Genomic DNA, 24764 nt, shown 5'->3' with positions numbered 1-24764 from the left:
CTGTACGTTTTGACATAGTGTACAATATATACGGTAATCCATTTTTACGAAATAGATCGAGGACATCGTAAGCCTCATTTAGGAGAATGCTCTGTGAATGAACCGGATTGGAAGCACTTGAATGCTGTCCCTTTGCCCTTGCAGGAATTTCAGCTACAGCTGGACCAGAACAGTGTTGACGCCAAGCAACTAGAGGAATGGAGAAAGATTCCCGTCCTTTATCAACTCGCTCTGGAGGAGTTAAAGAATAAAATTAAGCTGATCCAGACGGAATGGAAACTGATAGATGGTTTTAGCCCGATTGAGCACATTAAAACCCGGATCAAAGAACCCCACAGCATTGTGGAAAAGGTTCGGCGCAAAGGGCATGAGGTCACCCTGGACAATATATTGCGTGAAATTCATGATATCGCAGGCATGCGCGTGGTATGTGCTTTTGTCAAAGATATCTATCGTCTGATGGATCACCTCCGCACACGGGAAGACATTCGGATTCTAGAGGTCAAGGACTATATTGCCCATCCTAAGCCCAACGGCTATCAGAGCCTACATGTCATTGTGGAGATTCCGCTAATCCTGTTTGAGGGCACACGCTGGATTAAGGTCGAAATTCAATTGCGCACATTGGCTATGGATTTCTGGGCCAGTATGGAGCATATTTTGTACTATAAGTTTGATAAGAAAGTGCCCGAACACGTGGTTAACGGGTTGACCGAAGCTGCACGTGCAACCTACGAACTGGATCAGAAAATGCTCAAATTGCGTGGCGAAATTTTATCGCTTAGCGAGGAACAGGATGTGGAAGAGGCCTCGGTCAAACGAGCCGAGGAGTCAGCTTTGAAGGCACTTTCCCTCCCCGCAGATCACGCCACTTCTCGGTCGCAGACGTGCTAGGCATACAGGCACAGGATAACTAAAGCATTCAATCGAGGCTGTTCCCTCTCTCGTGCTGGAGCTTAGGAACTTATGTATGATGTATAAATAAAGAGCCGTCAAAACCACTATGATCATGGTTTTGACGGCTCTTTTATATATTTTTTAATCCAATATTACTGCTTCTCGTGAATCTCTGTGCTGATTTTCTCTACGATGTCCGCAATGCTGAATGATCCCAGATCGCCTTCGCCCCGTTTACGCACAGCTACAGTACCGGTTGTTTTTTCATTTTCCCCGATAACGAACATGTATGGAACCTTCTCCAATTGCGCTTCACGGATTTTATAACCAAGCTTCTCATTCCGAGTATCCACTTCGACGCGCAGACCCGCTTTCAGCAACGCTTCCTGCACCTCATTGGCAGTCTCGATATAGTTCTCGGATACAGGCAACAGCTTCGCATGAACAGGAGCCAACCACAATGGGAATGCACCTGTAAAATGCTCAGTCAGAATGCCCATGAAGCGGTCAATCGAACCGTAGATGGCACGGTGAATAACGACTGGACGGTGCTTCTGGTTGTCCTCGCCCACATAAGTGAGGTCGAACTTCTCAGGCATTTGGAAGTCCAATTGGATTGTTCCGCACTGCCAGCTGCGTTTGAGTGCATCGAGAATGTGGAAGTCAATTTTTGGACCATAAAATGCTCCATCTCCCGCATTAATACGGTAGTTCATGCCCAGATGTTCCAGCACGTTTTGCAAAGCTTGTTCCGCTTGATCCCACAGCGCTGGCTCACCCATAAAGTCATCTGGACGAGTGGACAATTCCACTGTGAATTCAAAGCCAAACACACTGTACATTTCGTTAATCAGCTTGATTACGTCTGTAATCTCTTTTTCAATCTGTTCTGGTGTCACGAAAATATGCGCATCATCCTGACAGAATGTACGAACACGCATCATACCGTTCAACGCACCGGACAGCTCATGACGATGCACTTGTCCAAATTCGGATATACGAATCGGCAGGTCGCGATAAGAATGAAGTTCATTTTTAAACACAAGCATATGCCCCGGGCAGTTCATCGGTTTCAGAGCAAATGTAGTTTCATCTACTTCGGAGAAGTACATGTTTTCTTTGTAATGGTCATAGTGTCCCGATTGTTCCCACAGACGGTTGTTCATCATCAGCGGTGTACGTACTTCCTCATAGCCATGCAGACGTTGAATGTCACGGGAGTAATCTTCCAGCGCAGTACGGACAACCATACCTTTAGGCAGGTAGAACGGCATGCCAGGTGCTTCTTCGGAGAACATGAACAGTTCCAGTTCCTTACCCAGCTTGCGATGGTCGCGTTTTTTCGCTTCCTCCAGCAAGTGCAGATGCTCATCCAGTTGCGCTTTCTTCGGGAAAGCTGTTCCGTAGATACGTTGCAGCATCTTGTTGTTGGAATCGCCTCTCCAGTATGCGCCCGCTACACTTAACAGTTTAAACGCTTTGATACGGCCAGTTGATGGCAGATGTGGACCACGACACAGGTCAAAAAATTCGCCTTGATCATAAATCGTAATTTCCGCTTCTTCCGGCAAATCACGGATCAGTTCCAGCTTCAATGGATCTTCCAGTTCACCAAAAATGCGAGTGGCTTCCTCACGGCTGACCACACGACGTGTAATCGGCAGATTTTCCTGCGCGATCTTCGTCATTTCCTTTTCGATCTTCGCCAGATCGTCAACGGACAATGGGTTTTCGATATCAATGTCATAGTAGAAGCCGCTGTCGATGACCGGACCAATACCCAGCTTCACGTTTTTCTCACCGTAAATGCGTTTGAGCGCCTGTGCCAGCAAATGCGCTGTACTGTGACGATAAATTTCCAGGCCGTCCGCACTGTCCAGCGTAATAATTTCAAGGTCAACGTTCTGATCCAAAACGGTGTTCAGATCTACAGCCTTCCCGTTCACTTTACCTGCTACTGCATTCTTTTTCAGACCGGAGCTGATCGAACCCGCCACGTCGGCGATGGATACACCCTGCTCGTACTCGCGTACGGCTCCATCCGGCAATTTCACTTGAATACTCACGATTAAAGCCTCCATTTCAAATTGTGTGCTATATCAAAATTGAACGCAAAAAAACGCCTCTCTCCCTCAAGGGACGAGTGCGTTCAGCTCGTGGTTCCACCCTAGTTCGGCTCGCTGCTGTACGTACATTCATGTTCATCGGAACATGCTCATGCACGACCTGCGTGGCCCTCCATTGGTATCCGTTAACGGGGATAAATCGGTGGGCGCTTACTGATGTCACTGCCAGCTTAAACAGTTACACGTTCAACGTCACGGCTACAAAGGGGTAACTTCACATGCGGTTGCCGGAAAAGCTCTCAGCCTTGGCTTTTCTCTCTGAACGGCCCTTCAAGGAAATCATGTCTTTGGTCAATGCCTTGAATATTACTATATGCTACAGCATTATAGTTCAAATTCACAGGTATTTCAAGTGGGCGTTTATGTAATTTTATGCCCGTTATTGATCATCTGGCTGTGGAGACGAATCGGCTTATATTTACACACCACTAAAACCATTGTAAAATCATTTTATCTAGACGATACCGTACATAAAGAGAGCGCGAGAGATGCCTAAGATTATTGTCACAGAAGAACAATGGATTCAAAAAGGAATGGAACGTTTTGAGCAGGGTGGAATCGATCAACTTGTTGTTGAAAAAATGGCCGCTGCTTTAGGGTGCAGTAAGAGCAGTTTTTATTGGTATTTTAACAATCGCAGCAGCTATATTCGACAGATTGTAGAGACATGGAAGGCACAGACGACGCAACAGGTTATGGCCGCGTCCATCACCCATGCTGCCGCAGATGAGCGGATTCGAGAAGTGCTAACCCAGATGTTCGGCAAGACGAAACGGGGAGATTTTCTGTTTTATCTACGCAGGCTGTCATTGAAGGATGATAGTTACCGTGCTTTACTCGATGAAGTTGAACAGATGAGAATGGAGTTTATGAAAGAGCTTTTAATCCAGAAGGGAATGCAGCCAGAAAAAGCCTTTCAGAGATCATGGATATTGTACCATTACTACTTGGGTTGGTATGAGCGTCACAAGCAAGAGACGTTAAGTGAAGAAGCCATTCAGCAGCATATTCATATGATTTGGACAGAGTGGATTTCAAATTAAGGAGGGAAGTCAGATGTTGGAGTTACTTACATGGGCAGTTGGCGGAATTTTATTTATACTGAGCGGCATGCATGTATATTGGGTATTCGGCGGACAAACAGGCGCTAAGGCAGCGATCCCAAGCACGGGAACGGATTTGCTCTTTAAACCCTCCAAAATAGGGACATCAATTGTTGCCTTTTTACTAGCTTTAGCCGCTTGGTTCGTCCTGCAGCTAGGGGGAGTTGTACCATTTCGGTTTTTTCATTCCTTCTATTCCTACGGTGCAGGCTTGTTGTCGAGCTTATTTATTTTACGTTCAATAGGAGATTTCAAATGGGTTGGGTTCTTCAAGAGAAAAAAAGGAACTGTTTTTGCAAAATGGGACACCGTGCTCTACTCGCCCCTTTGTTTTCTCTTGGGAACAGCCATTTTAATGATCATGCTTTTGCGTACGGCATAGCCTAAAGATGATCTTTACCCGTTTTGTTTCTTTCGTACGTCTCCACTCGTTTCTTTCTCAGTGAAAAAGTACAGTAAAGCCAGCACAGGCAAGATGACTCCAATCAGAGCACTTAAATTCCAACCACCTAATGCGTAAGACCAACCACCTAATGATGATCCAATCGCTCCACCTATGAAAAAGATAGACATGAATAATCCGTTCAGACGCCCTCTCGCTTCACTTCCCAAGGAGTAAATAACACGCTGTCCAAGCACAAGATTTCCCGATACAGCCATATCCAGTGTAATGGCTGAAATAAAGAGAAGGATGAGCGCAGCCGTCGAATGACTTTGAAAAATATAGATGACCAAAAAGGACAAGGCGGCAATGACCATAGCTAGCCCGGTTAATACTTTGCTCCAGCCTTTGTCAGCCAATCTCCCGGCAATCGGAGCAGCTATTGCGCCGCCTACACCTACTAAAGCAAACAGTGCAATCCCTTGCTGAGACATGCCGAAATCATCCGCCAAGCGTAGAGGAACAACCGTCCAAAACAGGCTGAAGGCGCCAAATAAGCAGGCTTGATACAGGGCACGCCGGCGCAATGCAGGCGTTTGTTTGAACAGAGTACCTAGTGAGAAAATCAGTTTACTGTAAGATACCGTAGGCACAGGCTTGCGCTCCGGAAGTGCTTTCGACAGGAGAATCGTCAACAACGTCAAAACAATGGCTGACATAATAAATACGGCTTGCCATCCCCAGATGCTGGTTATGAAGCTTGCCAATGGACGTGCGAACATAATCCCTAGCAGGAGTCCACTCATAACATTCCCTACAACCCGTCCGCGCTGCTCTTCGGATGCTAAATAGGTAGCATACGGCACCAGTATTTGGGCAACTACAGATCCAACTCCAATGAACAAGGATGCAGTAAGGAACAACGTGGCATTGGGGGCGAAGGCAGCAACGAGCAATGCACAGACTGTAATGATGAGCGATACGATCATTAGACGTCGATTTTCAATAATGTCACTAATCGGTACGATAAACAGCAATCCCACAACATAACCGATTTGAGTTAAGGTGACAATGAAGCCCGCTGTTGTGGAAGAAAGACCCAGCGCCACATGAATAGGCCCTACCAGAGTTTGAGCATAGTAAAGGTTGGCAACAATAAGGCCACATGCTGCTGCCAACAGAAACATCATCCAATTTGAAATACGGTTACCTTCTACGGCTTGTTGTTCTCTTTGCATGATAATCCTCCTCAATAATTTAAATACTGAACGTATAGTTCATTAATTCGATAATCAAATAATATACTGAACGTTTCGTTTTGTAAATAGACAAATTCAAATTTTTATTCTTACCCGATATTTGATATACTGAACGTATAGTTTACTTTTCTATGTTTTCTTATATCTATGTAAGAAGGTGAGCATTCCAGTGCAGAGTAAAAGAGGACGTCCGCGTAATGTTGAGTCGCAAAAATCTATCCTTACCGCTTCTTATGAACTACTGTTGGAGCAAGGATTTGGGGCTGTTACGGTAGAAAAAATTGCTGAGCGAGCAAAAGTGAGCAAAGCCACCATATATAAATGGTGGCCTAACAAAGCTGCCGTAGTAATGGATGGTTTCTTGTCAGCTACCATGGCAAGATTGCCCGTACCCGACACAGGTCGTGTATTGGACGATATTCTCATTCATGCTACGAATTTAGTACGGTTCCTAATCAGTCGAGAAGGTAAAATCATTACGGAGTTAATTGGTGAAGGGCAACTTGATCCAGGATTAGCAGAGGCATACCGAACACGATATTTCCATCCTCGAAGACTTGAAGCCAGGCATCTAATTGAGCGGGGAATTGAGCGCGGGGAATTGAAGGAGCATCTCGATGTTGAATTATGTATCGATCTCATTTATGGGCCGGTTTTTTATCGATTGCTGGTAACTGGTTATCCATTAGACGATGCCTATGTACGACAATTAGTCATGAATGCGTTTGAAGGGATTAGCTTGGACTGAATTGCGAATGCCATATAGCGGGATCATTTCTACCGTGCAATAAACCTTTAGATTGCACCAAGCAGCCACCACTGGGTATTCTCTGAGAATGGCTGCTTTTTTCTTTTTTCTTTTTTCTTTCTTCTTTTTTCCTTTTCTTTTACCCGCCGATCCTCTATGCTAACTCCTGATTTATTTATTCGTCAGGATCTGTACTAATCTTTTGCAGTAAGTCGATTAGAAGGTCCTCTTCCTCTTCGGATAAATTGCGGGCAAGACCGGCATTGAGCTCGTCCAATATCCCTTGTAAGACAGGAGCGAATTCTAACGCCTTGGCCGTAGGAGACACAAGTTGGGAACGACGATCATTGGGGTCCGTTTTACGTTCAATGTAGCCTGATTCCTCTAATTGTTTTACAGAGCGTGTCGTGGTTGCCTTGTCAAATTTAAGTTCATTCGTCAGCTGCTCCTGTGTAATGCCCGGCCGCTGCAAAATCAGCTTTAGGAAACTGTGTTGTCCCCCACTGCCGATTCCATAAGGAGCCAGTTTTTTGGACAGTATTTTTTGATTTCGACGGTACAGGTGGGAAATTAGCTTTCCAATCGGTTTTTTTCTCATCAAATACACCTCATTGGCTTGAAAATGGCAATCCCCAGCTGGGACCAAAACAAAGTTTACAATACTATTGTTGCGCACGCAACTAATTTGCTGTACACTAGAACCGTTCATTTAGTTGCGCATGCAACTAATAAAAAGGGCTTTCAACGATAAAGAGGTGTTCATAATGAGTTCAACTGCTACAACTGTTGCAACCTATCAAGAGAATATCGAAGTTCAGAAGAAACGTTGGATGATTTTGATTGTTTTAAATCTGTTTACGTTTATGTCCACTTTGGATGGAAGCATTGTTAATATTGCTCTTCCTGTGTTGTCTCGCACGTTACATTTACCCGTGGCACAAATTGAATGGGTGACAACCGCCTATTTAATGGCGATATGTACCGCTATTTTATTTTTCGGCAAGCTGGGGGATATGGTCGGTAAAATCAAAATATTCAAAATCGGCACAATCATATTCATTCTCGGCTCCCTATTGTGCGGTCTTAGCTCTTCACTCTCCCTATTGCTGATTTCGCGCATCATTCAGGCCATTGGAGCATCCATGACCATGGCGAACAGCCAAGGGATCGTAACAGATATCTTCCCGTCCACTGAACGGGGCAAAGCGCTTGGCCTCATCGGAACCTTCGTTTCTCTGGGCAGTATCGCCGGGCCGAGCTTGGGCGGTATTATTGTCTCCTCGCTGGGCTGGCAATACATTTTCTGGGTCAATGTACCGATAGGCCTGGTCGCTGTCTTTCTTGGCTGGAAGCTTCTACCGAAGGATCTGATCAAGGTGAAGGATAAGGTTGACATTCCCGGCAGCCTGGTGTTTGCCATTTTTATTCTGACCTTGTTCGTCGGATTGTTGCTGGGACAGCAGGTCGGGTATGGAGACGCACGTATTATTGCTTCACTGGTGGTGGCTGTAGTTGCTTTTGCCGTATTCATTCGGTTGGAATTGCGTCGTCCACAGCCACTGTTACAGCTCGCACTATTCAAAAATCCGCTGTTTTCGCTCAGTATTTTGTGTGCTTTTCTGGTGTTTGTCGCTAACTTCTGCTTTAACATCATTTCGTCTTTCTATGCGCAGAATATGCTGAACTTGTCGCCTTTTTATGCCGGATTTCTGCTGATGTTGTTCCCCATCTCTATGGTTATTGTGGCCCCGCTCAGCGGTGCGCTTTCCGATAAAATCGGGTCTGAACTGCTCACTTTCGCCGGGCTGGTCGTTATGGTCGTTGCCCAAATTGGATTAGCCCAGCTGCATGCAGGCAGCTCCATCCCGCTCGTCGGTCTGTGGATTGCCATGCTGGGTATTGGCAGTGGTTTATTCCAATCGCCGAACAACTCGCTGATTATGTCCAAGGTACCCCGCACACAGCTCGGCTCAGCCGGAAGTGTTAATTCGCTGGTGCGCAACGTCGGTATGGTTGTAGGGATTACGCTGGCCACATCCATTCTCTTTTATATTATGAGTAAAGAGGCTGGTTATCGGGTCACCGGCTTAGTTCCGGGTCATCCTGAAATTTTTCTGTCAGGCATGCATGTAGTCTTTATGACGTCTGCCTCCATCTGTCTTGTGTCGGCATTGTTAACAGGCTGGAGGCTGATTGGGGCTAAACGGGCAAGAACGCAACAAGATAAGAGATAGGGCCTCCTTACACTTCTACTAAACGCCCGTTCTCTCTCCAGGATTGCAGTATTTTCTCAAGTACCCACTGATTCTTGTATCCGTCATCGAACAATGGGGCTCGGTCCACGAACTCCCCCCTTGCCAGCTTAACAAAATCGCCATCGGCTGTATGATTATAGATTGGTGGAACAGCCCAATTTTCGTATTCGGCATCCGGGTGTTCCAGGTCACGCAGCACGATGCGAATACTTTCCGGATTATTGAGACTAGCGTGCAGCGTACCGAGCTCGCCGTAGATATCCACTTCGATATCGTGACGTTTGCCGATGGCATTTTTGTGAGTGATGAAGGTACCCACGGTATTATCGCCAATGATGCCATGAAAGGCGGCGAGATCTTCCACATCCACTTTTACAGGCAGACCCGTGACCGGATCGGGCCGCTCAGGTGTAATGATATGTAGCAGCGCCGCGACGCTTTTAAATTCACCAATCAGAAAACGGGCCAGATCAATAATATGTGAGGCAGTATCCCCCACGACTCCAGAGCCGGCCTTGGCTAAATTGTGTCGCCATGTATACGGATGCTGACGATACGGTGAAAATGAATCCATTAGATAGCGGAATTGAATATTGTAGATTTTACCCAGCTTATGCTCTTCCAGCAGTTGCTTGACATATTGGAAGGCCGCTCCGTAGCGATGCTTGTAGTGAACCAGCAAAGGCACTGGATTCACAGTATACAGCTTTTTCAATTCACCTGCCTCAGACCACGTGAGCGTCAATGGTTTTTCTGCCAGTACAGCTTTGTGTTCTTCCAGCGCAATCCTAATAATGTCAAAATGCACATCATTGGGTGTCAGCGACAGAATCGCATCTACCTTTGGGTCACGGATCAATGCTTCATAATGGGAGTACCGCTTGGAAGCAGGCAGTTGCAATTGCTCTCCGATGACTTGAAGGCGGTTCGCATTTACATCACTAACGGCCACAATCGATACCCCCGACATGCTGTGTAATGATCTGATATGATATTCAGCGATCAAGCCCAAGCCGATGATCCCCACCCGAATGGGTAGGATTGGGGAGGTAAAGGTACTCATATGTTCAGAATTCCCTTCTTTGCAATTTGGTTTGATATCTGGAGCACATTTCTTTTTGCTATGCAGTATCACCCTTACCTTTGTAGAATAGTCCCCACCAAGTGAATACAATTCCCCGTAAAAAAAAAGAATCTGCAGCTCCGTTGTTCGGTTTTGCAGATTCTTTGCACCTCTTCTCTATATTAACTACATCATTTCGACTACATCAAAAATGTACCTACGACAAAAGATACCCCGATGATGATTGAGCGTAGCAGTTGTGCCAGAGCCACATTGCCTTTAGCAATTTCCTCGCACACCTTGGTACGCGGCGTTACCAGATCAAAAATCACATAGACCAGGCACAGCACTACAATGCCTACGGCCGACCAGGTCAGCATATCGAGCCATGAATGGCTGCTATACGACACCATTCCCACGATGATACACAGGCCTAGCAGCTTTGCCCCCATGTAGATACCTGCCGCTTCATTGCCGCGTGCGATTTCCTTATTATCGTTATAACGTGTCAGCAAGCTGAACACAAAATAACCTACGATTAAGATGGCAAACAAGATAAGCAGGCCGATACCTACATTGCCCAATGCGTTGCCCAAACTGATATGAGAGTCCAATTTTTTTCCTCCTTATGATACTTATGAATAGGAACAGATCTGTTCGAATAGTGTACATTGTGCAATTCAGCTTATACAGCGGGTGGATTAGAAGGTTCGTTGGCAACGGCGGCAGCGCAATAATAGGCCATATCCCCTGTTACCTTTTCACCGATTCGCGGCAGGACCCCCGCAAAACGCCCCCCGATCACGAATATGCCTGTCAGCACGTAGCCGTGAAACAGCCCTTCCTCGGTCTGCACCACTGCGCTCTGCATGGGCCACAGCCGCTGATAAATCTTAGGCTGTCCCTCGTAATAAGCGGCAATATGTGCGGCTTCCTCCTGTTCAGGCGTTAGTGGAGCAACAACTTGATGAAGCAGATCAGGCTGGTCAGCCCTCACATTTTCAACCACTCCCAAGACGCCTTCCAGTCTCTCCTCGGGTTCAGGCTGCTCAATCAAATGCGTCCCTTTACCCTCTCGTCCCCATATACCTTTGGCGACATAAGGCTCTTGATTTTGCAGAAACACGGATGGCTCAAAATATGTAGGTAGCAGGTAGGTTCGTATGACCTCCAGCTCCCGGTCGTCAAATAAACGAAAACCGCAGAACGCTGGTGTCTGCTCATTGCGCTCGTACAGCGACCATACGGTTGCGGTGAACCCTTTGCTCTGGGTAATGATATGCTGCGGCGGATTAATGAGTCCTATTTTCCCGTCTGCCACCATATCCATTAACGCCTGCCCCACCTCAAGCCCCGTGTCCTCTTCCCGATCATCAATCAGGTATTCCAGCGGATACAGGCGATAGAGGATGTGAATCTGCTCTCCCCGGTGATACAATCCTTCATTCGGGATAATTTCCAGTTCTTCCAATGGCGCATAAACCACTTCAAACCCTGCTTGTTCACATAAACGCATGATATATTTGGTATTCGTCTGATCCTCAATATGCCAATCATAGCAAGTGAAGTGCACCTTTGTCCCTAAACCCTTGCGGCTATAAAAATGAATGAGCTCCGTCAAGGCAGACTGAATCGCCTCATCCATTCCAGATGAGGGTCCATGTAGAGCAATGTCATCCCTTGACATTCCCTCACTATGCAGCACCTCCAGCAGCTTTCCTTCGAGATAAGCTACCTCGGGAATCCCGGTTGGGGTATCGGTGTTATTCTCAATGCACTTGATCCCCGCTTCCCCCACAATCCAGTCCTGTCGGGTGATCCCATCCGGCGCGGCCTTCATACGTGCAGCACGCAGCAAGCCTGGATGAATTCCCAACCGCTCCACCAGGTATTCATCCGGCATATAGCGCTGGATGAATTGCTGAACCTTGCGATAAATACGATGTACCGCCTCAGAAGCAGCCTGAAGCTCTGCCAGCTCGCTTTCCCGATACACCGTTAAGGCCGGCACGCAATAGGACTTGCCGTACATGCGATGGTACGGAATCATACGGCTGATTTCACCCTGAAAAAGCTCGTCATGTTCATAAGGTAATTGCCAAATCGTACGCATGCTCATCTTAACCCCCAGAAAAAAAACCGCTGCGTGAGCCGCTGCTGCCAAAACCACTGTGTGAGCTGGAAGATGAAGACGAGCTCTTGCGATAAGAACTGGAAGATGAACGGCTGCTATGATATGAGGAGCCTCCGCTATAATAGGTCGATCCGCCATAATAATACCCGCTGCTGCCTGAATCCCGGCAGGCCGTTTGCTCCGATACAGGAAGCTCGTCGCAGTCATAATATTCGTCGTCACCGCAACCCGTCAGAGCGGCCGGGACAGCCAGCATCAGGGCAAAGGCCGCCATCCGTGCACGAGAGCCGGGCTTGGATTTCATGGTTTCCCAAGAATGCTCCATCACAGATCGACCTCCTTCACAAACAAATGCACCTTTTTCAGCTGAGGGTCCAATACTGAATATATAAATTCGTATGTTTTGCCACCCAAAACCGTATAGTGATCCAGTAGCCGTTGGGCCAGCTCCAAGGTAAATACCGAGCCTTCCCGCTGATCCATACTGCGGAACGCAGGCTCATGCCATACCCAGTACAAGGCGCTGAATGTGGAGCTGTAGCCTCCCTCACTAGCCAGGACGAGGTCTGTGATCGACGCGCCGTAAGGCTTCGCACGTTCCCCCGTAAATTCGGTTACATAGACGGAATGATCCGTATGCTCCTCACTTTCATTCGAGATATGCGCCCACAGCTTGTCATGGAGACGCGTAGCGTCTACAAGCTTGCGCAGGAACAGCTCATCTCCCGATACGGACTCCCGTGTTAGGCTGCGCAGTTCCTTTTGAGTGTCTTCTGACCATTCGCGATACGTTAATGAATAATAAATGATGATTCCCTTCCCTTCCTGTACGCTTCTGTCATGAGGTTTACTATAAATCCAAGCATCTATCGTCGTTCACTATACGAGATTCTACCTTGAAAAGGTTCAATTTGGAAGAAGAATACGACAAAAAGCCGCAATCCCCAGGATTACGGCTTGGTTGTAACGCCTATAGTTTGATATTGCTTTCGTCGAAATACTCCTCAAGTGTCAGCCCCTGCTTGGCAACATCCTCTGCAATATCTACTCCCACATAACGGATATGCCAAGGCTCGTACACATAGCCAGTCACATCTTCTTTACCCTTCATATAACGAATAATAAATCCGTATTCCGGTGCATGTTGTTCCAGCCATTCACCTTCCTTGGAAGCACCGAAGGATTGCTCCAGCTCATTGCCTACGCTGGGGCTGGATACGTCAATGGACAATCCCGTCTGATGCTCACTCGTACCTGGTACGGCGCTGACTTTAGAGGCATATTCCTGCCCCTTTGTCTTTACATTGTTGTTGAAAATAGACACCTGACGCTTATAGGATCGGTATCCCGATACCGCACGCAGCTCAATGCCGTCCTTTTTCGCACCGTCGAATAGCTTCTCCAGTGCCTCTGCCGCTTCCTTACGCAAATGCCGCTTCTCATGCGGTCCCTCGAAGGAAAAAGGCACCTGCGGCTCCACCAGATCATCCGGGACATAGCCCACGGGCAAGCTGCGCTTTTTGTTCACAACGACTGTATCTGAAGTCGCATTGGTGACAACCGCTGTTCCATCCTCTTCCTTAACCGTAGCTTGCAGCGCACTCTGGCTCCGCAACGCCATTACAGGGTCAGCTTGTCCGCTTCCAGTACCCGCGGTGGCTTGTCCAGCGCTAGCGCTGCCATTCCCCGCATCCGGCTGGGTGGAAGGCTGTACATTCTCCTGTACCGCTGTAGACGATTTTAATGGCTCACTTTCCTGTCCACCTGATCCTCCTTGCTGGCACGCTGCTAGCAATAGACCCGGCAGGATCAGTCCCGGAATAAGCGCTTTAGTCCATCGCTGAGATGTGCGCGTCTGTTGTATATGTCGTTTCATGCTGGTATCTCCTCCAATATTGCAATTGATACATGACTTGCAGTGACTTTTCCGTTTCCCCATTGTAACTGAACTTTGGACACACTTCGAAGCTGTTATCCTATCCAATGAAGGTGAACAGTCTCGAAAAAGGAAGCATATCCCCGAATTGTTACGGATTATGACGTTTTTGCGGGATTGCAGCCCGAGCTCGCTCGGCTACCCGTTCACGTATGAGTTTCAATGCTTCTTCAGCACGGGGTAACCTCGGCAGCAAAGACGTAATATCAGTTTCCTTCTTGAAAGCAAGTTTCTGTGGCAGATGGATTTCAATGGCATGAAAGCCTGCTCCGGGACGATGCAATGCTCCTTCAGCTGCGGATTCTGCAATCCATTCGCTAATTGCTGCCGATCCGCTGCGTCCGCCCTCCGCGCGTGAGGTAGGCTCAAGCGCGGGGGAGGTTCTCTGCACATGGGATAACTCTCCAGCCCAAGCACTAAACACGTACTCCAGCAGCTCTTCCGGCGTCATTCCGATCAACGCCGGACAGTGTTGGGGCTCGTTTTTCAGTCCAGCCTGAAGAGCTTCCTTCACGTCTTCGACTGCACCCACTCCATTCTCTCTGCTGGAAACGGCGGTCTCAGCTGCGAGTTGAACAATTTCATCCAGCGACAGGCAGGCTTCTCCTTTCAGGAGACGGTAGATGTCCAAAGGCTCCGCTTTTAGCTGCTCCAGCCATGCCCCTCGCTCTTCCAGGTTCAGTACAGGCACTGGGCCAGTCCATTGGACGGGTTGTGCGGAAGGTACACCCGTCAATTCACCTTCCGGCCCATTTCCGTCAAATCCCACGATCCATCGACCGTCAGTTACGTCCAGCTTCACTCGCGGTCTCGTCATCGCCTTCATCCTTTCTCTGCTCACTCGATCCATACATCATTTTGCAACGCAATCAGACCACGCAGTTCATCATCAGACATTTCGGTGAGCCAATGTTCACCCGAGCCGACAACCTGTTCGGACAGTGCCTTTTTGCTCTCGATCAGCTCATCGATTCTTTCCTCCAGTGTCCCCTGACAAATCAACTTGTGCACTTGTACATTGCGACTTTGACCAATACGGAATACCCGGTCTGTCGCCTGATTTTCCACCGCAGGATTCCACCAGCGATCATAGTGAATGACATGGCTGGCACGCGTCAGGTTCAGACCCACGCCACCTGCACGCAAGGAAAGTACGAATATATTCGGTCCTTTTCCCTGCTGGAAGTTGTGAACCATTTCGTCCCGTCTGGTTTTCGCCAGTCCCCCATGCAGGAAATATGGCTCTTCTCCCAAAATTTTGGCCAAACGGGAAACCAGTAGTTCTCCCATCGACACATATTGGGTGAAAATCAGCGCCGATTCATCGTTCTCGCGAATGGTTTCTACCAATTCCAGCAGTCGCTCCATTTTGCCCGAGTTTTCGGCTTTACTGCTGTCAGCACGGCCTGGAATAATTAAACCCGGATGATCACAGATTTGCTTCAACTTGGTCAGCGACGACAGGACAAGCCCTTTGCGGGCCATACCGACCTGTCCATCCAGTGTTCCCAACAATTGATCCACCACACCGCGGTATAATCCGGCCTGCTCTGGTGTCAGTACGCAATAGGACTTCAACTCCAGCTTCTCTGGCAAATCCTTGCGGATATCCGGATCGCTTTTGAGCCGACGCAGCATGAACGGGGAGACGAGACGATGAAGCTCACGCAACGCGGACCCCCGTTCCTCTCCTGCCAGACTGTACCGCTGGCGGAATGAAGACGCTGTACCAAGATACCCTGGATTCAGGAATTGGAAAATAGACCACAGTTCGCTCAAGCGATTCTCTACCGGAGTACCTGTCATGGCAATCCGATGTGGTGCGGACAACTTCATGACGCTTTGTGCCTGCTTAGTGCGTGCATTTTTTATATATTGCGCCTCATCCAACACGATGGAAGACCAGTAGACCGCAGATAAATCGCTGCCGTCCCGGCCCGCCAAATGATAGGTAGTGAGGACGATATCATACTCGCGTACATTTTCCTGAAACTGCTCCCCGTGGAGTCGCTGGTTGCCATGGTGAATATAAAGCGACAAATCCGGTGAAAAGCGCTTCAATTCCCGCTGCCAGTTGCCAAGCAAGGACGTCGGACAGATGATTAACGCCGGACGCTGATCCTCTGCTCCGATGCCACCATCGAGCAGACAGGTAATAACCTGAATCGTTTTACCCAGCCCCATGTCATCCGCCAGGCACACACCAAAGCCCAATCCGCGCATCGCAGCCAACCATTGAAAACCCCGCTCTTGATACGGCCGTAGTGCACCATGCAGCGTCTCCGGCACAGGACGCGGCTCTACGGAACGGAGTACCCCTCCCTCAGCCAACGACGCAAGCAATCCGGCGGATTCTGCGCCAAAGATAGACAAGCCCTTCCATGAGGCCTCGCCTGCACTTTCATTTTCCGCAGCCAAATGCATCCATTCGGACAAGCTCATTTCACCGTTTTCTCCACGCTTGATAAAGCGCAGCACCTGACGAATTTCCTTGGGGTCTACCTCGATCCATTCCCCTCCGAGACGTACGTATGGCAAATTGGCCGCGACGATGCTTTCCAGTTCCTCCATCGTCAAGGCCGTATCCCCCAGCACAGCCTCGGCGTCAAACGAAATCATTCGGTTAATGCCAACAGACGATGTATCGGCGATCACACCATCTGGCTTGGTCCCCTGCTCTGTCGAGCGCATTTTAAGCCGCAAGCCTGCACGTCTTCGCCCCTCCCGGCTCCAGCGTGAAGGCATTTGCACAGTAATACCGTTCTTTTGTAAAGAAGGTACGGCTTCCGTCAGGAAGCGGAAGAACATCTCCGGCTCCAGGGTCAACCCCTCGGGATAAGGGCGGTTTAATGCTTCCTGCAATATAGGTGCCGCTTCAGCCGCCTGTCCGAGCCTCGTCAGCAGTTGCGCCTGCACTTGACGGTACACAATTTCACCGCGAACCAGATCACGTTCAGGATATGCCCACAATGCCAGAGCAGGCAGTCGTAATCCGGGCTCTGCATCGCTTTCTGCCCAAAAGGTAATGCGCCATTCCTGGATACTCTCTTCCAAAGAAGGCTCCAAACGAAGGCACAGACGCAATTGCCCTTCAATGGGTTCCTTGGCTTCCCGTTCGGTGACAGGCATTGTGCTTCCCTCAAGAGAGGACGCCTGAAGAACCAACTCCTCCATCTCAGCAGGCGTTCCCTGAATCGCAACCTGACGCGAACCCGTCAACAGACTGTTCCACCACAGCTCCGCCAGCGGTGATCCTCCGCGCCGATAATCTGCCCGATATCGTCCCAGCTCACGATCTGATGCAGCCAGCACCGCGGTCGTTTCTGCATGAACGACCGCACACAAGAAGGAATACAGCACCATTCCGGCTGCATCCTCACGTGTTTCTGGCTCCTTGCCCGCAAAAACGGCCGGAGCTGCCATACAAACAGCCGGCATCGCAGCTGCCAGCTCATGAAAGCGGCGGATGTCTTCCTCTTCGCGAAGCCGAGGAATCCACACCCCTACCGCCGCATCCGGACCGCGTCGTCGCGGTCCAGAGGGACGCGCCTCTGTAAGTGATGGCACGATTTCGCCCCGCTGCATCAGCTCTAGCGCAAAATAAGCAGCCTTTTGCCAATATTGCATTTCCTCGCCAAGCGTAATGCCCGAAGCCGCACAGCCCTTCTCGTCCATGCGAGTCAGCAGAGCCATCGTCTCGCGAGGTTCCAGTGCCAGACCCTCCAGCGTACGCCCCAGCATGGAACGTCTTTTGCCACCTCTGCCCGCGGTTTCCACGCGAGCATTGTTAGGTATCCGCACCTCGGCAAGACGCAACGCAGCCTGCCGAAACGGCCGAAGGTCTCCCTTCAGCGTCAGCCTGCGGATCACACTGCTCCACGCATCAATACGTGGTTCCGACGTCTCACCAGAAAAGCAAAAAAACACATCTCCGAGCCATATTCCATAAAGCGGTTGATTCATATCTGTCTCCCGTCCAGCCTTCTGAATTATTACTCTTCATCATATACGAAAACGGGCTCTTTTCAAAACTTTATCACAAAAATAATTGGAAAGTCATACGTTAATAACCTTAAATATTCATGTAATTAACAATTAAGAGACTTATCCTTCCTGATCGGCCTCATCATCCTTCAGATAAGGATTCAGGCTGTCTTGCAGCAGCCGTTTGACTTGCATACGCAGCTCTTTCGGATATATAACCTCGGCCTCCGGCCCGTATTTTAACAGAAGTCTGGATACATATTTAAACTCTTCGACCGGGATATGTCCGTACCATTCCTGACCCCGCGATTTCTCATGAGAAACATTTTGGAAGAGGGGGTCTGATTCCGCCAGCCGAGCACCTAATGGTGTAAATTCTATTTTTGACGGAATTCCCGTACGCCAATCCTCCGCAGTCAACCATTCCTTAAGGGTGGGAAGGCCGGATAAGGTGTCTTCCAGTATGGTCATTGTCATCACTCTGTCTGAGCGGTACAAAATGATCCGATCTCTGCTTTGCGCAGGCATGTACCAATATCCGTGATCAAAATAGAGCCCCACCGGATATACTTTCGTCCACTTGTCCCCAGAAGCGGAGCGGTAAAGCATGTTCACCCGGCGTTTATTCAACGCAGCCTCCAAAATGAGCGAGGTGTAGGGTGACTCTGCGTGAGTCGGCATCATCCGAAAAGCGATATAGTCCTTGAATTGATCAATGCTATCCCGCACATCCTGAGGAAGCTCGGCATAATAGTGCTCGGATAAATGCTCCCGCACCGACCCGAAGGGGATGTCCGGGATATTTTCTAGCAGCTGCAGCATGAGAAAAAGACCAAAAGCCTCATCGCGAGCAAGATGAAGGGGAGGAAGAAGTCGATTGGGAAGTGCCCGATAGCCGCCATGAGGTCCGGTTTCGGTATACAGGGGTAACCCGGTCTGCTGCAAATAGTCGAGATCTCTTTGAATCGTCCTGACGGAGACACCAAACCGCTCGGCCAGCTCACGTGCCGTATATTTTTTTCGGGAATCCAGTATCCTCATAAGTGCGATTCTGCGTTCGTTCATAAGGTACTCCTCTAATAAAAATAAAGTTTAAACGATTATTTTACTACGACAAAGTATGTCATAAATAGATTGTAACATAGGTGATAGAAAGGAGTGATGAACCATGGATGCTATAAAATCCAACAAAGTCGTATTGTATATTGCCGTGAGTCTTGACGGGTATATTGCACTGCCGGATGGCTCGGTAGACTGGCTGTTTGATGTCAAAGGGGATGGTGGCGACAATGGATATGCCGACTTTTACGACACTGTAGGTACGGTACTGATGGGCAGGCTGACGTATGAAGAGGTATTGAAGCTTTCCGATGATTTCCCCTATGCTGGCAAGCCTTGTTATATACTCACCCGGTCATTAGCGAAGCATGAGCAAGCACCGCATGTTACATTTACGGACGAGGATCTGTCTGAGCTAGTTCCGCGTCTGCAAAAACAATCGGAAGGTTTGGTATGGCTAGTAGGTGGAGGTCAGTTAGTTCAGGCCTTCATGCAGGCTGGACTGCTAGAAAAGGCGATCATTGCGATCATTCCTAAAGTGCTTGGACAAGGAATACCGTTATTTCCAGAAGGAACACTGCCAAGTACATTTGAACTCCAAGAAATAGAACGCCGCGGGGATATTGTACTGCTTTATTATAATGTATAATTATGTTAACAAAAAAGCCTTCGGATGTTCAGGATCATGCAATCTCCCTGACATACGAAGGCTCTTCTGCGTATTTTATTTAATTATTTGGTCTTCAAATTATCCCATGTTCTCTGGAAATCCTCGAACAGCTTCCCAGCATCCGATTTACCTGCCACATAAGCTTGCATCTGACTTCCGAATTCTTGCTGCGCTCCTTCAGGATAACGGCTAAAGAACCAGCCCAGCAGTTTATTTTCCTGACTGTATTTCACCACTTCGGCACCCAGTTGGCCCATATCGGCCTCTTCTCCTTTGATGCTCTTGAACGCTGGAATGAACTTAAATTCCTTGGTGATATACTTTTTCCCTTGCTCGGATGTCACCATCCAATTTAAGAACTCTTTGGCCTCAGCTTTGACAGACGAATTTTTATTAACCACCCAGTTATTGGCGACACCTACAAACAGCTTATCTCCGGCTGTTGCATCTTCACCAATCGGCATAGGCAGAATACCCAGATTCAGTTTCGGATTAATTCCGTCAATTTGGACCTGAGTCCAGTTCCCTTGCTGCATCATGGCAGCCTTGCCAGTGGCAAAGTTCGTTACCTGCGTATTGTAATCAGTCGTGAGCGGCTTCGAATTGCCATACTTGAGCGTCAGATCGAGCAGCTTGATCCACTCGGCGAATACAGCATTGCCCGGAATTTTGGCTGTGCCATCATTCAGTCCCTTGACGAAGCCCGACGGGTCTGGCTGATTAGCAAATGCCACGTTCAGCAAATGATTGCCCAGCACCCAAAACTCCTGGTATCCGTTGGAGAAAGGTGTAATCCCTGCGGCTTGCAGCTTTTGCGCAGCAGCCTCCAGCTCGGACAGCGTTTTAGGAGGCTCGGTGATTCCAGCCTTTTTGAACAAATCCTTGTTATAAATAAAGCCGTATCCTTCCAGATTCATTGGCTGACCGTACAGCTTGCCATCCTTGGTCATCGGTTCTTTGGCGACATCGACCACATCACCAACCCAAGGTTGGTCGGATAGGTCCTCCAAATATTCCATCCACGTATCCAGCTCACGATATCCGCCGACATTAAAAATATCCGGCTGTTCACCAGAAGCAAACTTGGCCTTCAACGCCGCCCCATAGTCACTACCCCCACCTACGGTCTGAATGTCGAGCTTAATCCCCGGGTGAGTCGCTTCATACTCCCCCTTCATGCGATTTAGTGCTTCTGCAATCTCTACTTTAAACTGAAAAATGTGAATGGTTTTCTCCTTAACTTCCTCATTGCTTGCATTTTGCCCCCCGCTGCTGTTACATCCCGCCAAAACCAGAGCAAAAGCTGCAAAAAGCAAAATCAGTGCTTGGGCTTTCATTTTAAAAGTATGCGTTTTCATATTTATGTTCCTTTCTATTCTAGGTTTCATAGCACCATAATCAACACTCAACCTTTAACCGAACCTGCCATAATCCCTTGTATAATATATTTTTGCATGGCCAGAAAGAACGCGATGACCGGCAAGATACCCAGCACCAGAGCAGGTAATGCCAAATCCCACTGCTTCGTATATTGTCCGAAAAAGGCATAGGTTGCAATCGGAATGGTGCGCAATTCAGCCTTTTGCAGCACGAGAGAAGGCAGTAGATAGTCGTTCCAAATCCAGAGTGTATTCAAAATAATAACTGTTACCATCATGGGCAGCATCAACGGATATACAATCCGGAAAAACACCCCGTAAGGCGTGCAACCGTCTACTGTAGCTGCTTCTTCCACCTCGACTGGCACACCTTTGACGAATCCGTGAAAGAGAAAGATGGACATAGGAGCCCCAAATCCCAGATAACAGATTACCAGACCACTAATACTGTTCATTAAATCCAGCGTACTTACAACCTTGACCAAAGGGATCATCACCGATTGAAAAGGAATGACCATCGCGGCCACGAACAGGCTGAACAGCACCCGATTATAACGTGTTGGATGCCGAACCATTCGATAAGCAGCCATTGAGCTGATCAGTACGAGCAGCAGATTGCTGACCACCGTAACCACGAATGAGTTCCATAACGCTTCAGGAAAACGCGTAATGCTCCAAGCTCTAGCATAGTTGCTCCATACAAATGTTTGTGGCCAGGCCGCAGAATCCGTGAGCAGGTCACCAAAGCTTTTGACCGAATTCACGAACAAAAAGTAAAACGGGACGAGGAATACCAATGCGACGAGGATCATCACCAACTCAGTCGCCCAGGTTCCAACGCGGTAGCGATTGTTTGTTTCCATCTACGATTCCACCTCCCGACTTTTCGTCAGGCGTACCTGAAGGCTCGTAACGAGAGCAACAATGATAAAGAAAATAAGTGCTTTAGCCGTTCCCAACCCATAACGATTATTGACAAACGCTTCATTGTATATATTGAGCGCCACTGACTCTGTTGAACCAAAAGGACCACCCTTCGTCAATGACAGGTTGAGATCGAACATTTTAAACGACCATGATATCGCCAGGAAGAGACATACCGTAATGGCGGGCATGATCAAAGGCAGTATAATCGACCGCAAGATTTGCATCCGGCTCGCTCCGTCAATCTCGGCTGCCTCCAGCATATCCCGGGGCACGTTGGTCAGGGAAGAGATATAAATCACCATTAAATAACCGGCTGTTTGCCAGATAAACACGATCACAATGCCCCAGAAGGCCGTAATCTCATCTCCCAGCCAGGACAGGTTGAAGAAGGATAACCCCGTACTCTCGCCGATCGCTGCAAATCCCTTGACGAAAATAAACTGCCAGATAAAACCGAGCAACAGACCTCCGATCACATTAGGCATGAAAAAAATAGTTCGAAGCACATTTTTTGTTTTTAGCGGCTTGGTTAGAAAATACGCCAGCAGAAAACCAAAGATATTGGCTGCCACCACTCCAATCACCGTAAAACGGACGGTAAACCAGAACGCTGTCCCGAATTTGTCGTCATTTAATAAAATGTGACTGAAATTATCCAGCCCGACCCACTTTGCCTGATTGGCTACCCCATTCCACTCTGTAAAAGAATAGTACATTCCTAGCATGAAAGGGATTACAATAATGATAACGAAAAATAACGTCGATGGCCCTACAAAAATCCATTGCTGGAGCCATTGCGACGACTTGGCGCGATTCAAACCGATCCCCCCTTTGTTCTCTTTGGTGTCTGGAACGCTCCTCTACGGCATCCTTGCAAGCAGTGTGGACGTTGAATCCGTATGGATATGCAATTCACATGTTCATTATGTCGAATTAGCGCTCTGGAGAACACGCAAGATCGTGAACCATTAAGGGGGAAAATATTGACCTCAGGCCTGCCTTGAATTGTGAAAGGAGCTTACCTGCATGAAATTTCATAGCATTCGTTCTCGCCTAATCTGGTTTCTACTCATTGCGGTCACCATTCCGTTGCTGCTTTCAATGACCATGACCTTCATCCTCACCAAGCAATCCTTACGGGAGCAGGCCACCCAAGAAAATGAGCGGCTTATTTTTCAGGGAATTACGAATCTGGATAACTATTTACAGGGATTAAATCGCGCATCGATCGGAGTCTATAATGACCCTCATTTTCTGCGCAACCTGGCTAAAATTCCAGATGATTACCGGGCCGTTGCCGAGATTTACACCACGCTGCAAACGATGATGAATGCTTCCTCAGGTATTGACCAGGTGTACTTGCATTCGTTTGAGGCTGGGCAATCTACGCTGATTACCAGCACGGTTCCTTTACGGGAGTTCCGGCTGGAGCCCTTTACCGGTTCTATCCATTACGGCCCTTCCGGACTGTTCATACAACCCTCGCATATAAAGCATTTGTACGGCTTTTCGGCGGTTTCCTATGCGGAGCACAGCACAGAGCGGCAGGTATTTACACTCCACCGGGCGATTCGGAACATTCCGTCTTCAGAAACGCTTGGGGTACTGGCTATAGACGTTGATCTGGAGGCACTGCGCAGTATTTGCCGTCAATTGTATGATGCAGATACAGAGGAGCTGTTTTTAATTGATCGGAACGGAACGATCATCTATAGTGGAAAAGAATCATCCATTGGAACACACTGGAAGGAATCTGGCCTACTCAAGCGAATTTCTAAAGAAGACGAGCACGGTGTAATTGAAGATGATACAGCACTGCACGTATATGGCAAACTGGATGCCAACCTGTCAGGCTGGACACTCGTCAAGAAAATCCCTCATCGGACGCTTTATATGCGAGCTACCCAACTGACCCAGATCAATGCGGTCATTACAGGCGCCGCATTGCTGCTCGTTATTGTCGCCACGTTATGGATTTCAATAAAAATTACGGAACCGATTAAGCGGCTGACTCGCTACATAAACCAGATTCAGTCTGGTCAACTGGATGTAGACATCCGGGCCATGAGCAACGATGAGATTGGAGTGCTCTCGCGTCGTTTTAGACAGATGATGGATACCATCAACAACCTCATTTTGCGGGAATACAAGCTGGAACTGGCAAACAAGACACACCAATTGAAAGCGCTTCAGGCACAGATTAATCCTCATTTTTTATATAATACGCTACAGTCTATTGGAACACTGGCTCTACAGCATGAGGTGCCGCGAATCTATTCGCTGCTCTCTTCCCTTGCCAAAATGCTCCGCTATAACATGCGGGACCATACGATTGTTACACTCAAGGAAGAGGCTGAGCATGTAAAACAATATCTTGATTTGCAAAAGGAACGCTTCGGTGAGCAATTAGAAGTCACCTATCAATGGGATGATCAAGTTCTGAATGATCGGGTGCCTAAAATGATTCTCCAGCCGTTGGTGGAAAACTACTTTAAACACGGTGCCGATCCCCGGCTGGGACCCGGTAAGATTCGTATTACAGCCTGCCGAATCCGGGAAGGCATTGTGAGGATTGAAGTGGAAAATAACGGCGCTTCGATTCCACCAACCGAGTTGGAGCAGCTTCAGCATATGCTGCAACGTCCGCTGAAAGCCCATGAAGAATCAGACACTGATGAGCAAAACTCTATTGGTCTTCGTAATGTTCTATTACGTATCCAGCTTCACTCGGATGATGGTTCTAATACCCTGTGTGTAGACAATATTCTGCCTCATGGCGTTCGTTTCACACTTGAAATTCGCACCGAGCCCCATACAGAAATTCATATTAAGGGAGAGTGAT

Annotated in this window: 22 protein-coding genes; 7 read left to right on the top strand and 15 right to left on the bottom strand. The window is 48.2% G+C overall.

Annotation, left to right across the window (positions count from 1 at the left end; translation table 11 throughout):
- Positions 1-93: 93 nt before the first annotated feature.
- Positions 94-894, top strand: a complete 801-nt coding sequence (locus MMB75_RS21320; protein WP_016819513.1) for a GTP pyrophosphokinase — start codon at positions 94-96, stop codon at positions 892-894.
- 155 nt (positions 895-1049) lie between these two features.
- On the opposite strand, the gene thrS is transcribed toward MMB75_RS21320, so the two are convergent.
- A complete protein-coding gene (gene thrS / locus MMB75_RS21315; protein WP_016819512.1) occupies positions 1050-2963 on the bottom strand; it encodes a threonine--tRNA ligase in 1914 nt (637 codons plus the stop codon).
- Between the two features lie 548 nt (positions 2964-3511).
- On the opposite strand from thrS, the gene MMB75_RS21310 reads away from it, so the two are divergent.
- Both MMB75_RS21310 and MMB75_RS21305 read left to right on the top strand, forming a co-directional pair.
- On the top strand, positions 3512-4066 hold the full coding sequence (locus MMB75_RS21310; RefSeq protein WP_016819511.1) for a TetR/AcrR family transcriptional regulator: 555 nt from the start codon (positions 3512-3514) through the stop codon (positions 4064-4066).
- Positions 4067-4079: 13 nt separating this feature from the next.
- Complete coding sequence (locus MMB75_RS21305) at positions 4080-4508, top strand: DUF3995 domain-containing protein (protein WP_277510532.1); 429 nt, start codon at positions 4080-4082, stop codon at positions 4506-4508.
- Positions 4509-4522: 14 nt separating this feature from the next.
- Here MMB75_RS21305 and MMB75_RS21300 read toward each other — a convergent pair whose 3' ends face one another.
- Positions 4523-5746 carry an MFS transporter gene (locus MMB75_RS21300; protein ID WP_045245063.1) on the bottom strand — a complete coding sequence of 408 codons (1224 nt, stop codon included), beginning with the start codon at positions 5744-5746 and terminating at the stop codon, positions 4523-4525.
- 190 nt (positions 5747-5936) lie between these two features.
- Here MMB75_RS21300 and MMB75_RS21295 point away from each other — a divergent pair, with 190 nt between their 5' ends.
- Entirely contained in the window at positions 5937-6515 is a 579-nt protein-coding gene (locus MMB75_RS21295; protein ID WP_016819508.1) for a TetR/AcrR family transcriptional regulator, read from the top strand.
- 175 nt (positions 6516-6690) lie between these two features.
- On the opposite strand, the gene MMB75_RS21290 is transcribed toward MMB75_RS21295, so the two are convergent.
- Entirely contained in the window at positions 6691-7113 is a 423-nt protein-coding gene (locus tag MMB75_RS21290) for a MarR family winged helix-turn-helix transcriptional regulator (protein ID WP_017428023.1), read from the bottom strand.
- Positions 7114-7279: 166 nt separating this feature from the next.
- On the opposite strand from MMB75_RS21290, the gene MMB75_RS21285 reads away from it, so the two are divergent.
- Positions 7280-8749 (top strand): MFS transporter, encoded by a 1470-nt coding sequence (locus MMB75_RS21285; protein WP_045245064.1) that lies wholly within the window; start codon positions 7280-7282, stop codon positions 8747-8749.
- A 7-nt stretch (positions 8750-8756) separates the two neighbouring features.
- On the opposite strand, the gene MMB75_RS21280 is transcribed toward MMB75_RS21285, so the two are convergent.
- The 9 genes from MMB75_RS21280 to MMB75_RS21240 all read right to left on the bottom strand — a co-directional run bounded on the left by MMB75_RS21280 (position 8757) and on the right by MMB75_RS21240 (position 18952).
- Entirely contained in the window at positions 8757-9833 is a 1077-nt protein-coding gene (locus MMB75_RS21280; RefSeq protein WP_039276698.1) for a Gfo/Idh/MocA family protein, read from the bottom strand.
- A gap of 200 nt (positions 9834-10033) precedes the next feature.
- Positions 10034-10447 carry a DUF350 domain-containing protein gene (locus tag MMB75_RS21275; RefSeq protein ID WP_031462776.1) on the bottom strand — a complete coding sequence of 138 codons (414 nt, stop codon included), beginning with the start codon at positions 10445-10447 and terminating at the stop codon, positions 10034-10036.
- Between the two features lie 71 nt (positions 10448-10518).
- On the bottom strand, positions 10519-11952 hold the full coding sequence (locus tag MMB75_RS21270; RefSeq protein ID WP_045245065.1) for a glutathionylspermidine synthase family protein: 1434 nt from the start codon (positions 11950-11952) through the stop codon (positions 10519-10521).
- Position 11953: 1 nt separating this feature from the next.
- On the bottom strand, positions 11954-12292 hold the full coding sequence (locus MMB75_RS21265; RefSeq protein ID WP_013369194.1) for a hypothetical protein: 339 nt from the start codon (positions 12290-12292) through the stop codon (positions 11954-11956).
- Entirely contained in the window at positions 12292-12450 is a 159-nt protein-coding gene (locus tag MMB75_RS21260; protein WP_225164838.1) for a hypothetical protein, read from the bottom strand. Before MMB75_RS21260 ends, MMB75_RS21265 begins: the two co-directional genes overlap by 1 nt.
- A gap of 487 nt (positions 12451-12937) precedes the next feature.
- Entirely contained in the window at positions 12938-13843 is a 906-nt protein-coding gene (locus tag MMB75_RS21255) for a M15 family metallopeptidase (protein WP_016819500.1), read from the bottom strand.
- 151 nt (positions 13844-13994) lie between these two features.
- Complete coding sequence (locus MMB75_RS21250) at positions 13995-14720, bottom strand: hypothetical protein (RefSeq protein WP_016819499.1); 726 nt, start codon at positions 14718-14720, stop codon at positions 13995-13997.
- 20 nt (positions 14721-14740) lie between these two features.
- Positions 14741-17866, bottom strand: coding sequence for a DEAD/DEAH box helicase (locus tag MMB75_RS21245; protein WP_016819498.1), 3126 nt, complete (start codon positions 17864-17866; stop codon positions 14741-14743).
- A 141-nt stretch (positions 17867-18007) separates the two neighbouring features.
- A complete protein-coding gene (locus tag MMB75_RS21240) occupies positions 18008-18952 on the bottom strand; it encodes a helix-turn-helix transcriptional regulator (protein WP_025363901.1) in 945 nt (314 codons plus the stop codon).
- A gap of 103 nt (positions 18953-19055) precedes the next feature.
- Between MMB75_RS21240 and MMB75_RS21235 the strand changes: the two genes are divergently transcribed.
- Entirely contained in the window at positions 19056-19595 is a 540-nt protein-coding gene (locus MMB75_RS21235) for a dihydrofolate reductase family protein (RefSeq protein WP_025363900.1), read from the top strand.
- A gap of 83 nt (positions 19596-19678) precedes the next feature.
- Here the strand turns inward: MMB75_RS21235 and MMB75_RS21230 are convergent, their stop codons facing one another.
- Genes MMB75_RS21230 through MMB75_RS21220 form a run of 3 tightly spaced genes read right to left on the bottom strand, consistent with a single transcriptional unit; the run spans position 19679 to position 22740 of the window.
- Positions 19679-20974 (bottom strand): ABC transporter substrate-binding protein, encoded by a 1296-nt coding sequence (locus MMB75_RS21230; RefSeq protein WP_080942707.1) that lies wholly within the window; start codon positions 20972-20974, stop codon positions 19679-19681.
- Between the two features lie 47 nt (positions 20975-21021).
- Positions 21022-21858, bottom strand: coding sequence for a carbohydrate ABC transporter permease (locus MMB75_RS21225; RefSeq protein ID WP_016819492.1), 837 nt, complete (start codon positions 21856-21858; stop codon positions 21022-21024).
- A complete protein-coding gene (locus tag MMB75_RS21220; RefSeq protein WP_016819491.1) occupies positions 21859-22740 on the bottom strand; it encodes a carbohydrate ABC transporter permease in 882 nt (293 codons plus the stop codon).
- A 208-nt stretch (positions 22741-22948) separates the two neighbouring features.
- Here MMB75_RS21220 and MMB75_RS21215 point away from each other — a divergent pair, with 208 nt between their 5' ends.
- Complete coding sequence (locus tag MMB75_RS21215; protein WP_016819490.1) at positions 22949-24763, top strand: sensor histidine kinase; 1815 nt, start codon at positions 22949-22951, stop codon at positions 24761-24763.
- Position 24764 lies beyond the last annotated feature (1 nt).

Origin of the sequence: Paenibacillus sp. P2(2022), from assembly GCF_029522175.1 — a bacterium.
In the GTDB taxonomy this organism is placed as follows: domain Bacteria; phylum Bacillota; class Bacilli; order Paenibacillales; family Paenibacillaceae; genus Paenibacillus; species Paenibacillus polymyxa.
The sequence above is the reverse complement of the archived record's forward strand: the minus strand, read 5'-3'. Positions and strand labels throughout refer to the sequence as shown.

Excerpts from the sequence above, each read along its gene's own strand:
- MMB75_RS21300 (WP_045245063.1), bottom strand. The coding sequence starts at position 5,746 with ATGCAAAGAGAACAACAAGCCGTAGAAGGTAACCGTATTTCAAATTGG.
- MMB75_RS21290 (WP_017428023.1), bottom strand. The coding sequence starts at position 7,113 with ATGAGAAAAAAACCGATTGGAAAGCTAATTTCCCACCTGTACCGTCGA.
- MMB75_RS21240 (WP_025363901.1), bottom strand. The coding sequence starts at position 18,952 with ATGAACGAACGCAGAATCGCACTTATGAGGATACTGGATTCCCGAAAA.
- MMB75_RS21250 (WP_016819499.1), bottom strand. The coding sequence starts at position 14,720 with ATGACGAGACCGCGAGTGAAGCTGGACGTAACTGACGGTCGATGGATC.
- MMB75_RS21265 (WP_013369194.1), bottom strand. The coding sequence starts at position 12,292 with ATGGAGCATTCTTGGGAAACCATGAAATCCAAGCCCGGCTCTCGTGCA.
- MMB75_RS21225 (WP_016819492.1), bottom strand. The coding sequence starts at position 21,858 with ATGGAAACAAACAATCGCTACCGCGTTGGAACCTGGGCGACTGAGTTG.
- MMB75_RS21260 (WP_225164838.1), bottom strand. The coding sequence starts at position 12,450 with ATGGATCAGCGGGAAGGCTCGGTATTTACCTTGGAGCTGGCCCAACGG.
- MMB75_RS21270 (WP_045245065.1), bottom strand. The coding sequence starts at position 11,952 with ATGAGCATGCGTACGATTTGGCAATTACCTTATGAACATGACGAGCTT.
- MMB75_RS21245 (WP_016819498.1), bottom strand. The coding sequence starts at position 17,866 with ATGAATCAACCGCTTTATGGAATATGGCTCGGAGATGTGTTTTTTTGC.
- MMB75_RS21235 (WP_025363900.1), top strand. The coding sequence starts at position 19,056 with ATGGATGCTATAAAATCCAACAAAGTCGTATTGTATATTGCCGTGAGT.
- MMB75_RS21305 (WP_277510532.1), top strand. The coding sequence starts at position 4,080 with ATGTTGGAGTTACTTACATGGGCAGTTGGCGGAATTTTATTTATACTG.
- MMB75_RS21255 (WP_016819500.1), bottom strand. The coding sequence starts at position 13,843 with ATGAAACGACATATACAACAGACGCGCACATCTCAGCGATGGACTAAA.
- MMB75_RS21285 (WP_045245064.1), top strand. The coding sequence starts at position 7,280 with ATGAGTTCAACTGCTACAACTGTTGCAACCTATCAAGAGAATATCGAA.
- MMB75_RS21215 (WP_016819490.1), top strand. The coding sequence starts at position 22,949 with ATGAAATTTCATAGCATTCGTTCTCGCCTAATCTGGTTTCTACTCATT.
- MMB75_RS21280 (WP_039276698.1), bottom strand. The coding sequence starts at position 9,833 with ATGAGTACCTTTACCTCCCCAATCCTACCCATTCGGGTGGGGATCATC.
- MMB75_RS21230 (WP_080942707.1), bottom strand. The coding sequence starts at position 20,974 with ATGAAAACGCATACTTTTAAAATGAAAGCCCAAGCACTGATTTTGCTT.
- MMB75_RS21310 (WP_016819511.1), top strand. The coding sequence starts at position 3,512 with ATGCCTAAGATTATTGTCACAGAAGAACAATGGATTCAAAAAGGAATG.